This window comes from Bradyrhizobium sp. 6(2017) (assembly GCF_011058295.2).
Taxonomy (GTDB): Bacteria; Pseudomonadota; Alphaproteobacteria; order Rhizobiales; family Xanthobacteraceae; genus Bradyrhizobium; species Bradyrhizobium septentrionale.
The window spans coordinates 9,727,542-9,741,061 of the sequence record NZ_CP049289.2; the positions used below are offsets into that span (position 1 = coordinate 9,727,542).

Consider the following 13,520-nt stretch of genomic DNA (forward strand, 5'->3'; position numbering starts at 1 on the left):
GCCCTGAGCAGGGTCTTTAACGTTCCTTGAACCATGCCTGCTACCGTGAGGGCCGTCAGCCCCTGTTCAGGTTGCGAGCTGGGGGTGTCGAAGGCTAATATTTTACACAATGGCTTCAGGGCATATTCGCCGTGTTGGGGTCGCGAATAACGCCCGGTGGGTGTGGAGCTTCGGACTTGACTCATCGCACGCTCGTACGCGCGGTTCTGACTTCGGCGGTGCTCGCCGCGGGTATCTTGCTCGCCGGTTGTGACAGCGACCAGATCTCGCTCGCGCAGAACGCCAAGGCCAACCAGCCGGTCACGCCAAAACTCCTCGCCGCCATGGTCGAGAAGGACATGGATCTGCAGTCGCCGATGCTCGTCCGCCTGTTTAAGCAGGAGGCCGAGCTCGAGGTCTGGAAGCAGGACCGCTCCGGCCGCATGGCGCTGTTGAAGACCTATCCGATCTGCCGCTGGTCGGGCGACCTCGGTCCGAAGGTCCGCGAGGGCGACCGCCAGGCGCCCGAGGGGTTCTATTCGATCAACCCGAGCCAGATGAACCCGCAGTCGGCCTATTACCTGTCGTTCAACACCGGCTATCCCAATGCGTTCGACAAGGCGCTCGGCCGCACCGGCTCGCAGCTGATGGTGCATGGCGACTGCTCGTCGCGCGGCTGCTACGCGATGACCGACGAGCAGATCGCGGAAATCTATTCGCTCGGCCGCGAGTCGTTCTTCGGCGGCCAGAAGGCATTCCAGCTGCAGGCCTATCCGTTCCGGATGACGCCGGTGAACATGGCCAAGCACCGCAACAATCCGAACATGCCTTTCTGGAAGATGATCAAGGAAGGCTATGATCATTTCGAGGTGACGAAGCACGAGCCGAAGGTCGACTTCTGCGAGAAGAAGTACGTGTTCGACGCCGTCAAGGCACCGAACGCTGTGCGCGATCCGGTGTTCGATGCCTCCGCGAAGTGCCCGGCCTATGTGATCCCCGACGAGATCGCCAGCGCCGTGCGCGAGAAGGAGCAGCAGGACGCCGCCGAGACCTCCAAGCTCGTCTCCAAGGGCACGCCGGTGGCGCGCCTCAACACCGGCATCGACGGCGGCATGAACGCGATCTTCGCCTCGAAGATTCCGGAAGGAAACACCGGTCTCTCGGAAGGCGGTGACAGCCAGTCGCTGCAATCGATGTCGCTGGCGCGCGCGCCCGGCACGATCCCCGGCACGGTCAATCCGCCGCGGCCCAATCTGGCGGTCCAGCAGGAACAGTCGGTCGTGGCGACGACGTCGTCGACCACGCCATCGCCCACCACCCGTGTTGCCTCGGCCAACGCGTCCGACAAGTCCGAAGGCTTCTTCTCCAGCTTCGCCCGCAAGGTCGGCATCGGCGGCACCGCTGATGCGACCCCGGCGGCCGCCGCGCCCAAGCCGCCGGCTGCAGCCGCCGCCGCCCCGGCCAAGCCGAAGGTCGCCGAAGCCAAGCCGCAATCGGTGGTTCGCGTCGCACCGAAGGCGGAGCCGAAGCAGGCCGCCAAGCCCGCGCCAAAATCGTCGGTCACCGACACCGCCGCGGCCGCACCGGCCCCCGCAGCCACCGGCACCCAGCTCGCCGGCTCCGCGCCGGTGGTGCAGTCGAACTCGTTCGACACCCGCTTCTCGGCGGTGAAATAGGCGCGCTGCGACTGCGTCGCGGCGCCGGTTGGTACCGATCAACTTTCCAGACAACACAATGTCGTCCCGGCGAAAGCCGGGACCCATAACCACAGGATTGAGTTGGTGAGGAAAGCTGTGGCCCCAGCGTCGCAACAATCACCTTCGGTGGCTATGGGTCCCGGCCTGCGCCGGGACGACACCGAATCTGTTGCGCCACTTGTGGCTCACACATTCGCATTCTCGCGACATGATTTGTCCGAGCTTTGCATTTCGTTTCGCCGCTCTGAAAGCAGAGGGCGCAGGGAAAGCCGGGCGCCGATCGCACCCATGGGCCCCGTGCAAATGTAGAAAGCACGGGGGTAGGACCACAGGTGTAACCGGAAACAACCCGGCTTTCCCTGCGCGATGGGTTACGGCTTACTTCGTGCTCTCCCCGGCGAGACTGGGCTTGTTTGTCACCGCCTTCGCAAAGCGCTGCGCGCTTTACGAGAGGACACCGGCCGCTAGGGCGTCAGGACCACACGACTTCACCGTCCGCGTCATGCGCAATCGGCGTCCACCGCATCTCACCGCAACACCCGTGACGATGCGCAGCGCACCCTCGATCGGGTGAGACGGGCAGACCATACACTGATCTGCATTTCTGATAAAGCGAAGTATTTTTGCTGCGGGGGCTTGCGCCGTCGGGCAACTCAGTGACACGCGCGCGTGAGGGACGCACCGGCGGCAGGGTTCCCTCCCCCCCTTGCGGGGGAGGGTTAGGAAGAGGGGTGCCACACGACGAACTCTCTCCACGCGAGGAAGACACGCAGCCGAAACGGCGCGCGCGAGTCTCACGTCGATCATCTCGCCCGGGGCCACCCCTCTCCCCACCCTCTCCCGCAAGGGGAGAGGGAGCCCGGGTAGTGCGCTCACCTCACTGTCATGCCACATAGCAGCAACATCGCCGCCCCTCGCCACCACATTCCTCTTGCCTATCGCGCGTAGGCGATCGTGAATGGCACACGAGGCACAGCCGGGAGGTAGCGATGGATGATCGAGCCGTGCGGGCGGCGCTGCAGCGCCATTGGGAGGCGTCGGACGCGAGCGATTTCGCGCGCGAGCACGAGATCTACCACGAGGATGCGGTGCTCGATTATCCGCAATCGGGCGAGCGGATCCGGGGCCGGCGCAACATTCAGGAGAGCCGCACGGTGCAGCCGAACACAAAGCGCTTCACGATCCAGCGCATGATCGGCGGCGGCGATCTCTGGGTCACCGAGTTCGTGCTGACCTATGACGGCATCCCGTCCTATACGGTGAGCATCATGGAATTCCGCGACGGCCAGGTCGTCCACGAAACGCAGTATTTCGCCGACCGGTTTGAGGCGTCGCCCTCGCGCGCGCACCTTGTCGAGCACGTCGGCGCGACGCCGACGCACTGACGCGTAAGAAGACTTGCGACCGCACCGGCCGGTGACGGCTACATGCCGTGGCTTTCAAAAACCTTCTTGCAGCTTGAGCTCAGGCTGGCCCGCTTCATCTGCAGACAGCTCTGCACGGCGCCGTCATTGCCGAGGTCTTTCCGGCAGAAGCGCTGCGCATCGCGCGAGCACGCATTTTGTTCCGCCTTGGTGCCGGCGTGCTGCGCCAGCGCGACGCCGCTGCTCATCATGGCAACAGCACTAAGAGCTACGATCGAAAGATAACGCATAGATGATCTCCTCCCGCTGCCCAACGGCAGCCGGAGCCGTTCGTTCCTGTGGAACTCGGGATTCTACGGCGCGAGATACCGCAGCAGTTCCGGGTCGTTGCGCACCTCGCCCGCCCCGCCCTGCAGCGCGACGCGGCCGCGGTCCAGCACATAGGCATAATCGGCGACGCGCAGCGCGAGGTCGAGATGCTGCTCGACGATCACGACCGAAATGCTCTTGGCGAGCTCGATCAGCCGCTCGGTGATCTCCTCGATGACGCCGATCCAGACGCCTTCAGTCGGCTCGTCCAGCAACAGCAGTCTTGGATTGCCGAGCATGGCGCGGCCGATCGCCAGCATCTTGCGCTCGCCGCCGGACAGCGTGCCGGCCGGCTGGTCGAGGCGCTGGCCGAGCTTCGGGAAAATCGCCAGCACGCGATCGATCGCGCGCGCAGCGTCCGAATTGGTCAGCGAGCCGACGGCGAGGTTGTCGCGCACCGACAGGCGGGCGAACACCGAATGCTCCTGCGGCACGTAGCCGATGCCGGAGCGCACCCGCTCCTCGGTGCGGCGCCGCGTGATGTCGCGGCCGTCGAAGAACAGTTCGCCTTGCGAGCTCGCGAGCTCGCCGACGATGGTCTTCATCAGCGTGGTCTTGCCGGCGCCGTTGCGGCCGAGCACGGCGACGCCGCCGCGCCATGGAATGCCGATGTTGACATCGAACAGGACCTGGCTGCGGCCATAACCGGCATCGAGATGCCTGATATCGAGGAAGGATTGGTCAGGCACGGCGAAGATAAATCTCCTGGACGCTCTTGTTGGCCTGGATTTCCGCGACGGTGCCGCACGCCAGCACCTTGCCCTGGTCGAGCACGGTGAGGCGGTCGCAGATGTCGCGGATGAAATCGAGGTCGTGTTCGACGATAACGAGCGAGCAATGCTCCTTGATCGGCTGCAACAGCTCGCCGGTGACGCGACGCTCCTCGAGGCTCATGCCGCCGGTCGGCTCATCCAGCAGCAGCAGCCGCGGCTTGCCGGCGAGCGCCATCGCGATCTCCAGCCATTGCTGCTGGCCGTGCGACAGGGCTGCAGCGGCGTCAAGCGCGCGATCGGCGAGGCGGAACTGGGTCAGCATCGTCATCACTTGATCATGCAGGCTCTTGCGGGTGCGCGAGAGCACCAGATCGAGCAGCGAGGACTGCGCCTGCAACGCCAGCAGGATGTTGTCGTACAGCGTCAGCGTCGGCAGCACCGAGGTGATCTGGAATTTCAGGCTCATGCCGGCGCGGGCGCGCTCGGTCGGTGTGAACGCCGTGATGTCGGTGTTGATGAAGGAGACCTTGCCCGTGGTCGGCACCTCGGCGCCGGCGACGCATTTCATCAGCGTGCTCTTGCCCGAGCCGTTCGGGCCGATCAGGCCGTGAAACTCGTTCTCGCCGACGGTCAAGCCTGCGCCGTCCAGCGCGGTGAGCTTGCCGTACACCTTGCTGATGCCTGACGCCTCAAGGAGCATTGCCGGTCTCCTTTGGCGACTTGTTTGGTCCCTTGTTTGGCACCTTGCCGAAACTGCCGACCCGCTCGCGCTCGCCGAGCACGAAGGAGATCAGCCCGAGCGGGCGGAACATGATGACGAGCAGCAGCAGCACGCCGAGGATGATCGGCCAGACGTCGCGGTAATTGTCCGACAGCCAGAAGCTGACGCCCTCGATGATCACGGTGCCGATCACGGCGCCGATCAGCGTGCCGGAGCCACCGAACAAGACATAAAGCACGACCTGGGTCGAGAACACGACGCCCAGCATGTTGGGCCAGACGAACCCCTCGTGGAAGGCATAGAGGCTGCCGGCCAGACCGGCGATGGTGCCGCCGACCGCGAAGATGATCGCCTTCAGGTGCTGCGCCTTGTAGCCGAAAAAGGCGATGCGCTGCTCGTTCTCGCGTAGGCCCGCCAGCGCCAGCCCGAATTGCGAACGGATCAGGAAGCGGCTGAGCAGGTAGACAACGACCAGGATGCCGAGCACCATGTAGTAGTAGACCGGCCCCTCCTCGAACTCGTAGCTGCCGAGTGTGAGCGGCGGGATCGACGGGATGCCGTTCTGGCCGCCGAGATAGTACCAGCCGCGCGCCAGCCGGTCCGCGGCATAGGAGCCGGTCAGGGTGCCGAGCGAAACGAAGATCACGCTCGAGGGATATCGCCCGAGCAGGAGGAAGCCGCCGAGCAGCAGCGACGCGGTGAGCCCGATCAGCGCGCCCGCCGGCAGGATCAGCAGGATCGACGTGACATTGAGGTCGCGCGCCATCAGCGCCACGCCGTAGCCGGCCGCACCAAAGAACAGCGCCTGGCCGAAGCTCATGATGCCGGCGTAACCCCACACCAGGTCGAACGACAGCGCGAACAGCGCGAGGATCACCACGCGGGTGGCGAACACCGTGAGATAATCCTGAAGCACCCACGGCAGGACCAGTGCGATCAAAAGCACGAGCCCTTCCACGATCGGCAGGACTTTCCATCCTGCCGATGCCTGTCCCGGCGGCGCGCTTGCGGCCGGTGCACCCTCACCCGTCACGACATCTGGCTCCTCGCCGAGGCGTGCGACGGCCTGCTTTGCTCCACTCATCGATCGCTCAGCATTCCTTGGGATCAACGAGACCGTTGCTGCGCGCCACGATCTCATAGTTCCCACCTTTGGCAACAGCCGTGTACATTTTCATCTTGCAGTGACGCTTGCCGGGAACCATCTCGGCGGGGCCGCCGGGCCCTTCGGCGATCTTGGCGTGGTCGAGGGCGGCCGCAACCGAGTCGCGGTCGACCTTGCCGGCTTCCTTGACCGCCGCTTCCCACAGCTTGAGGCCGCGATAGGTTCCGGTCGCGGCGCTGCCGGCGGCGAACAGGATGTTGCCGGGAAACTCCTTATCATAGGCCGCCTGGAGCTTGGCGTTGAACGGATCGTCCTTGGTCAGCACCTTGAAATAGTCGAGGCAGCTCGCCAGCCCCTCGATCTCGTTGGCCTGATTGATGTTGAGCGTGTTCTCGTCATAGTAGACGCAGGCGAGCCGCCCGCCATTCTTCAGGAAGCCGGCTTCATAGAGCTGCTTGAAGAACGGACCGACGCCTGGCGGGATCACGGTGTTGAAGACGACGTCGACCTTGTTGGAGACGATGCGGTTGACGGTCGACGAGAAGTCGACCTGGTCGAGCGGGTAGTATTCCTCGAACACGACCTCGCCGCCGTTCTGTTCGATCACCTTGCGGGCGTAGACGTTGAGCGTATGCGGCCAGACGTAGTTGGCGCTCGGCAGCGCGAACTTCTTGCCGCCGTTCTTGATCAGCCAGGGAATGAACTCGTCGCATTGCTGCGCCGGCGTCGGCCCGGTGCAGAACAGATAGGGCGTGCACTCCTTGCCCTCGTAGAGCTGCGGATAGATGTAGAGCGTCTTGCCGCGCGCCACGATCGGGTCCTTGATCGCGTTGCGCATCGACGAGGTGATGCCGCCCAGCACCATGTCGACCTTGTCGCGCTGGATCAGCTTGCGGACATTGCCGACCGCGACCGATTCGTTCGAGGCGGTGTCCTCGATATAGAGCTCGAGCGGCCGGCCGAGCAGGCCGCCGCCGGCGTTGATCTCCTTGATCACCATCTTGGCGACGTTGGCGTCGGCGTTGCCGGCATAGGCGATCGGGCCAGTGAGGTCGGTCGCGATGCCGACCTTGATCGGGCCGTCGGCGGCGTTGGCCCAGTCGGGCCTGACCACCCAGCTGCCGACCCCGGTCGCGAGCGCGCCGGTCGCGAAGGCAAAGTTGCTCATGAAGCGGCGGCGGGTGAGATTGGTGCGGTCGATGGACATCTGTCTAAACCCCTTTTCCAGCAATGAGGCCCTGCGGCCGGAATTTGATGAAGGCAATCGCGAGCACGAAGACGAGGACGTCGGCGACGACCGGCGACATCACCCATGGCAGCGCCGCGCTGAGCGTGCCGATCAGACCGGCGCCGGCGACCGGACCGATGAAGGAGCCGACCCCGCCGACCATCACGGCGACGAAACCCTGGATCAGGAATCGTATGCCGAGATCGGCAAAGAGGCTGAACACCGGCACGATCAGCGCGCCGGCAAGCCCGGCCAGCGCCGCGCCGAACGCGAAGGTCGCGCCGTAGATCAAGGGCGTCGAGATGCCCGAGGCGCGCGCCAGCGCCGGGTTCTCCAGCGTGGCGCGGACCCGCAGCCCGAAAGAGGTGCGCGCCAGCAGCAGATAGCAGCCGCCCATCACCAGCAGCGTGATCACAATGATGGTGAAGCGCCAGGCCGAGATGTGGATCGAGCCGAGGTCGATCGAACCGCCGATCGGCTCCGGCACCGTGAGATAGAAGCCGCCGATCAGGCCGCGCACGCTTTCGCGGATGATCAGGCCGAGCGCATAGGTGCCAAGCATCGCCACGATCGGCGCCGCGTAGAACCGCCGGATGATCAGCGCCTCCAGCACGAAGCCGAGCGCGCCAACCACGAAGGGCGCGGCGATCATGCCGGCCCAGACCGGCGCCCCGTGGGCGTAGGCCAGATAGGTCACATAGGCTCCGAGCAGGACGAATTCGCCCTGCGCGAAGTTGAAGATGCCCATCATGCTGGCGATGATGCCGAGCCCGAGCACGACCAGGACGATGATCGCGCCGAAGCTGATGATCTCGAACGCCGCGGCGAAGCTAGTGGCCATGGCGTCCGATCCGTACCCTGTGCGTCTGCGACAAGCGGCGCCTCACATCTTCTTCCAGTCGCCGGCCTGCTCGAAGGCGTGCGCGGCGCGGTAGATGGTCTGCTCCTCGAACATCCGGCCGACCAGCATCAGGCCGACCGGCAGCCCGTCGACCATGCCGCAGGGCAGCGACATCGCCGGGTGATGGGTGATGTCGAACGGCGCGGTGTTGGAGATCATCTCGAGCGCGCGGGCGACATATTCCTCGCGGCTGGCATTGGCCTCGGGCAACTTCGTCGCCTTCATCGGCGTGGTCGGCATCAGCAAGAGATCGTAGTCCTTGAACGCCTTGTCGTAGGCCGCGGCCAGCCGGCGGGAGATGTTGAGCGCCTTGCCGTAGAAGCGCGGACCGAAATTGTTGTTGATGTAGGTGCCGAGCATCATGAACAGCTTCGTGGTCTCGGACAGGGAATCAGCCTGGCGGCGCCAGCCGCGATGGAAATCCATCAGCGAGGTCGAATAGAGGTCGGAGCGGCTGAGGCCGTAGCCGTCGCCGAACATCATGGTCTGGGTCAGGCCTTCGGTGCCGATCGGGGTCCAGATCGCGCCGCCGGCCATGTGCATCGGGATCGACACGGTCTCGACCGACGCGCCGAGATCCTTGAAGCGCTTGGCGGCCTCGCGGACGCTTTCGTTGACCGCGGCCTCGGCGGTCGGCTGCTCAAAGCCTTCCTTGAGGATGCCGATCTTCATGCCCTTGACACCCTTGCCGAGCGCCTTGGTGTAGTCCTCGACCTTCGGTGCCTTGATGCGCGGGTCGTAGCCGTCGTCGCCGGCGATCACTTCCAGCAGCAGCGCATTGTCTTCCACCGTCGCGGTCATCGGGCCGGTGTGGTCGACGTAGATCTCGATCGGCATGATGCCGGTATAGGGCACGAGGCCCCAGGTCGGCTTCATGCCGTAGGTGCCGCAGAACGAGGACGGCATGCGGATCGAGCCGCCCTGGTCGCCGCCGATCGCCATGTCGACCTCGCCGAGCGCGACCACGACGCCGGAACCCGACGACGAGCCGCCGGCCGAATAGCCCATCTTGTGCGGATTGTGCACCGGCCCGTAGGAACCGGTGTGGCTGCCGCCGGACAGGCAGAAATGTTCGCAGTGCACCTTGCCGGCGATCTCGGCGCCGGCGTCGAGCATGCGCGTGACGATGGTGGCGTCGAAATCGGGCATATAGCCTTCCAGCGTCGACGAACCGTTGGTCATCGGCACGCCGGCCAGCATGATATTGTCCTTCAGCGCCACCGTCTTGCCCTTGAGCTTGCCGGAACTCGCGCCCTTCACGGTCGACTTGCGGTACCAGGCGTTGCGCGGGTTTTCCTCCGGGCTCGGGCGATAGCCCGGCGTGCGCGGATATTTCACCACCGGCAGTTCGTCCGGCATCGCGGCCACGACGTTGTAGGCGTCGATCGAGCCCTGCATCAGGCCGCGGAACGAGGCCACATCCTCATCGGTCAGGGACAGGCCGCACTGCTCGGCGACGGCACGAAGTTGCGTTGGCGTGGGAAGGACGACGGTCACGGCGCTCTCCTGAAGCTTTTGATCTTTGGAATTGATCCAAGGGCAGCAGCGTCGCGTTGGCACGCGCGAACCGCTCACCCCGTCGCTGTATTCAAAACGGAAATATTTTCCTTTTCAAGTATTATTTCACAAACCCCCCTCTCCCGCTTGCGGGGGAGGGCCGGGGTGGGGGTGCCGCCACGAGTCGTATCGTGGAGAGAGCCCCCACCCGGAATGCATCTTCGATGCAATCCGACCTCCCCCGCAAGCGCGAGAGGTAAGAAAGGTCAAATCGCCCGGACCACCCTGAAGTCGAGGCCGTCGGCTTCGGCAAGATACATCGGCATCCTGGCATGGCCACTGCGAACCGTCACGGGCCCGCGCGGGCCGCGATAGACGAGGTTGTCAGCTGCCGCGAGCAGCGGCCGCATCTCCAGCGTGCCGGCGCGGCTGGCGGCCGCCTCGAGCAGGCAGAATCCTTCATAGGCGGACTCGCTGCACGATCCGACCGGCGGCGCGAACGGACCGAACATCGCGCGATAACGGTCCCTGAATTCGTCGCCGGCCTGCGAGCCGGCGCCGGGGAAATAGCCGGAGGCGCAGAACAGGTTCTCGGTCTTGTCGGCGCCGATGCCGAGCAGCGCCGTTTCGTCGAAACAGGTCGCAAAGCGCAACGTGGTGGCGGCGAGCCCGGCATCGGCGAAGGCGCGGTTGAAGGTCACGCTGTCGGTGCCGATCAGCGAGATCAGCACCACATCGGGCTTCGCCGCACGGATGCGCGCCAGATGCGCCTCGTGATTGTCCTCGCCGACCGGGACGAACTCCTCGCCGACAACCTCGCCTCCGGTCTCCTTGATGTAGCGCTTGACCGCGCGATGCGACTGCCACGGCCAGACATAGTCGCTGCCGATCAGGTACCAGCGCGAGGCACGCTTCGCCTCGGCCAGCCAGTGGATCGACGGCCGGCTCTGCCAGCGCGGCGTCTCGCCGATCGCGATGACGCCCGGCGTCCGCTCGCCGCCCTCGTAGACCGGCGTGTAGATGTAGGGGATTCGGCTGCGGGTGATCAGGTCACGCAGCGCGACGCGCACCGCGCTGGTGTGCAAGCCCATGATGAGATCGACTTCGTCGGACGCAATCGCCTGCTCGGCGCGGTCGAGCACGTCGTCGAGCGGCCCACCGGCGTCGTAGACCGAGAACTCGATCTCGCGGCCGAGGATGCCGCCGCGCCGGTTGATGTCGGCGACCGCAAGCTGCGCGATCGAGGTGGCGGCTGGACCCCACATCCCGGGCGAGCCGGTGCAACAGACGAAGCCGCCGATCCGCAGCCGGTTGCGCGCACCGCGCGGACCGAAACCACCGCGATCCATCGGCGAAAATACCCGATCGGACGCCGACGCCAGGTTCCTGAACAGCAGGGATGGCGGGAACGGGAGGCGGCCATAGGCCATGACACTGGGCGTTGAATGCACACCTGCTCCTGTCTGGCACCGGCCCGCCGCGGCGAGCGCGGCATCGCCCTCACCGGCGACGGTACCATTCTAGATCGTCTTGATCACATTGAAGTCGAGACCGTCGGCTTCGGCAAGATAGATCGGCATTTCGGCGCGGCCGTCGCGAATGGTCACCGTGCCGCGCGCGCCGCTGTAGACGAGGTTGCGCCCGGCGGCGAGCAAGGGCCCCAGCGACAGCGAGCGGGCGCGGCTGGCCGCCGCCTCGAGGAAGCGCATGCCCTCGTAATTGGACTGCCCGACCGAGCCGATCGGCGGCGCGTGCGCCCCGAACATCGCACGGTAGCTGGTCCGGAAGTCGTCATTGGCGCGCGAATCGACGCAGCCGAAATAGCCGGAGGCGCAGAACAGGTTCTCGGTCGCGTCGGGGCCGATGCCGAGCATCACGGTCTCGTCCATCGCGCCCGCATAGCGCAGCGTCGTGGCGGCAAGCCCGGCGTCGGCAAAGGCGCGGTTGAAGGTGATGCTGTCGGTCCCGATCAGGGTGATCAGCACGACGTCGGGCCTCGCGGCGCGGATCCGCGCCAGATGCGGCTCGTGATTGTCCTCGCCGAGCGGGACGAATTCCTCGCCGACCACCTGGCCGCCGGCTTCCTTGATGTAGCGCTTCACCGCGCGATGCGACTGCCAGGGCCAGACATAGTCGCTGCCGATCAGGTACCAGCGCTGCGCATTCTTGACCTCGGTGAGCCAGTGGATCGCCGGCCGGCTCTCCGCGCGCGGCGTCTCGCCGATCGCCATCACGCCGTGCGTCCGCTCGCCGCCCTCATAGACCGGCGTGTAGACATAGGGGATGCGGCCGCGTGTGACCTTGCGCAGCGCGAGGCGGACCGCGCTGATATGCGAGCCCATGATGACGTCGATCTCGTCGAAGGCGATCGCCCGCTCGGCGCGGCGCACCACGTCCTCGATCGGACCGCCGGCGTCGTACATCGACAATTCGACCTCGCGGCCGCCGATGCCGCCGCGCTTGTTGATCTCGGCGATCGCCAGCATGACGCTGTTGGCCGAGATCGGGCCCCAGATTCCGGGCGCGCCCGAGAAGGTGATGAAATTGCCGATTCTAAGCTTGCCGTCGGTGCCGCGCCGGCGCGAGGAGCCCGGCCGGACGGTCAAAGCAAGATCGGCCGCGCTGGATGACGGGCTTCGAAACAGGTGCGGCGGCGCGACGGGCATGCCGCCATACGCCTGGAAAGAGACCGTCGAGAGCACGCCAACTCCTGTCTGGGAAGCAGTACGCAACGCAGCCAGCGGGCGGTCGCGGCATCCGCCCCTTGGTTGGGGGAATATCCTAGGGGAAAATATTGAATATTCAACAATTGAAGTGCATATAGAAACGGCATGCGTTGCCGGACATTCATTCACCGGGTCAGGAACCAGGTCTCACGCCGTGGCTAAACCGCCGAAAGAAAATTCCCCGATCACCGAACATCTCGCCTACCTGCTGGCGCAGGCCAACCGGGAGATCAACCGGCAGTTGGAGACGCGGCTCGCCAAGGAAGGCGTGCCGGTCGAGCAGTGGCGCATCCTTAAAGTTCTGTCCGACGGCAACGGCCACTCGATGGGCGAGCTTGCCGACGCGGTGCTGCTCAACCATCCGACGCTGACCAAGATGATCGACCGCATGGTGTCGGACGCCCTGGTCTATCGCGTCCAGGATCCCAAGGATCGCCGCAAGGTCCTGATGTTCGTCTCCGACCGCGGCAAGGCGCTGTGCCGGCGGCTGAACTCGCTCGCGGTGAGCCAGGAAGAGCACATCGTCGAGAGCTATGGCGACAAGTCGACCACCGAGCTCAAGCGCCTGCTGGAAAGCCTGATCGGCAGCGCCAACTGACGCCGCGCCAGGCTCGACGCGCCGACTTGGCGTGGCGCTCTCGAACCTTCAAAAAAGACCGGCTGCAAATGTCGGGACGCGGCGATTTGCTGCGTCCTTTGGGCGCGCCCGCGGCGCGGCCTTCGCGCCCGAGCGTTGAGGTCCACCCGATCCACAGATAGCGAGGACACCCCGTCATGCCTTCGATCACGCCCTTCCTCTGGCTCGACAACAACGTCCGCGATGCGGTCGCGTTCTACAAATCGGTGTTTCCGAACGCCGAGATCGAGACCGTCAGCGACTTCATGGCGAGTTTTGAGCTCGAGGGGCAGCGGTTCTACGCGCTCAATGGCGGGCCGCAGCACAAGTTCAACGAGGCGGTGTCTTTCTTCCTCAGCGTCGAGACCCAGCAGCAGGTGGATTACTATTGGAACAAGCTCACCGATGGCGGCCAGGGATCACGCTGCGGCTGGCTCAAGGACCGCTTCGGCCTGTCCTGGCAGGTGATCCCGTCAGCGCTGAGCCGCTACCTCAGCGACCCCGACCGCATCAGGGCCGACCGCGTCATGCAGGCGATGCTGAAGATGCAGAAGATCGTGATCGCCGATCTCGACAGGGCCTACGCGGGCTGAGGGCGAAGCGC

General features: G+C 65.2%; 13 protein-coding genes. 4 read left to right on the forward strand and 9 right to left on the reverse strand.

Annotated elements, in window-relative coordinates; all coding sequences use genetic code 11:
- Positions 1 to 176 precede the first annotated feature (176 nt).
- Positions 177 to 1,655 (forward strand): L,D-transpeptidase family protein, encoded by a 1,479-nt coding sequence (locus tag G6P99_RS46225; RefSeq protein WP_029079585.1) that lies wholly within the window; start codon positions 177 to 179, stop codon positions 1,653 to 1,655.
- A gap of 1,010 nt (positions 1,656 to 2,665) precedes the next feature.
- On the forward strand, positions 2,666 to 3,061 hold the full coding sequence (locus G6P99_RS46230; RefSeq protein WP_029079584.1) for a nuclear transport factor 2 family protein: 396 nt from the start codon (positions 2,666 to 2,668) through the stop codon (positions 3,059 to 3,061).
- Between the two features lie 38 nt (positions 3,062 to 3,099).
- Here the strand turns inward: G6P99_RS46230 and G6P99_RS46235 are convergent, their stop codons facing one another.
- The 9 genes from G6P99_RS46235 to G6P99_RS46275 all read right to left on the reverse strand — a co-directional run bounded on the left by G6P99_RS46235 (position 3,100) and on the right by G6P99_RS46275 (position 12,276).
- Positions 3,100 to 3,330, reverse strand: coding sequence for a hypothetical protein (locus tag G6P99_RS46235; protein WP_029079583.1), 231 nt, complete (start codon positions 3,328 to 3,330; stop codon positions 3,100 to 3,102).
- Between the two features lie 63 nt (positions 3,331 to 3,393).
- Positions 3,394 to 4,098, reverse strand: coding sequence for an ABC transporter ATP-binding protein (locus tag G6P99_RS46240; RefSeq protein WP_029079582.1), 705 nt, complete (start codon positions 4,096 to 4,098; stop codon positions 3,394 to 3,396).
- On the reverse strand, positions 4,091 to 4,822 hold the full coding sequence (locus tag G6P99_RS46245) for an ABC transporter ATP-binding protein (protein ID WP_029079581.1): 732 nt from the start codon (positions 4,820 to 4,822) through the stop codon (positions 4,091 to 4,093). Before G6P99_RS46245 ends, G6P99_RS46240 begins: the two co-directional genes overlap by 8 nt.
- Positions 4,812 to 5,927 (reverse strand): branched-chain amino acid ABC transporter permease, encoded by a 1,116-nt coding sequence (locus G6P99_RS46250; protein WP_035976482.1) that lies wholly within the window; start codon positions 5,925 to 5,927, stop codon positions 4,812 to 4,814. The genes G6P99_RS46245 and G6P99_RS46250 overlap by 11 nt, the downstream gene beginning before the upstream one ends.
- Positions 5,928 to 5,934: 7 nt before the next feature.
- Positions 5,935 to 7,155 (reverse strand): substrate-binding protein, encoded by a 1,221-nt coding sequence (locus tag G6P99_RS46255; RefSeq protein WP_029079579.1) that lies wholly within the window; start codon positions 7,153 to 7,155, stop codon positions 5,935 to 5,937.
- A gap of 4 nt (positions 7,156 to 7,159) precedes the next feature.
- The gene (locus G6P99_RS46260; RefSeq protein WP_029079578.1) at positions 7,160 to 8,017 is read right to left on the reverse strand and encodes a branched-chain amino acid ABC transporter permease; all 858 of its coding nucleotides are present in this window, start codon (positions 8,015 to 8,017) and stop codon (positions 7,160 to 7,162) included.
- Between the two features lie 42 nt (positions 8,018 to 8,059).
- A complete protein-coding gene (locus G6P99_RS46265) occupies positions 8,060 to 9,574 on the reverse strand; it encodes an amidase (RefSeq protein ID WP_165126849.1) in 1,515 nt (504 codons plus the stop codon).
- Between the two features lie 266 nt (positions 9,575 to 9,840).
- Positions 9,841 to 11,004 carry a substrate-binding domain-containing protein gene (locus tag G6P99_RS46270; RefSeq protein WP_156928465.1) on the reverse strand — a complete coding sequence of 388 codons (1,164 nt, stop codon included), beginning with the start codon at positions 11,002 to 11,004 and terminating at the stop codon, positions 9,841 to 9,843.
- A gap of 90 nt (positions 11,005 to 11,094) precedes the next feature.
- Positions 11,095 to 12,276, reverse strand: a complete 1,182-nt coding sequence (locus tag G6P99_RS46275; protein ID WP_029079575.1) for a substrate-binding domain-containing protein — start codon at positions 12,274 to 12,276, stop codon at positions 11,095 to 11,097.
- A 178-nt stretch (positions 12,277 to 12,454) separates the two neighbouring features.
- On the opposite strand from G6P99_RS46275, the gene G6P99_RS46280 reads away from it, so the two are divergent.
- Both G6P99_RS46280 and G6P99_RS46285 read left to right on the forward strand, forming a co-directional pair.
- Positions 12,455 to 12,898 (forward strand): MarR family winged helix-turn-helix transcriptional regulator, encoded by a 444-nt coding sequence (locus tag G6P99_RS46280; RefSeq protein ID WP_016847408.1) that lies wholly within the window; start codon positions 12,455 to 12,457, stop codon positions 12,896 to 12,898.
- 176 nt (positions 12,899 to 13,074) lie between these two features.
- Entirely contained in the window at positions 13,075 to 13,509 is a 435-nt protein-coding gene (locus tag G6P99_RS46285) for a VOC family protein (RefSeq protein WP_029079574.1), read from the forward strand.
- Positions 13,510 to 13,520 lie beyond the last annotated feature (11 nt).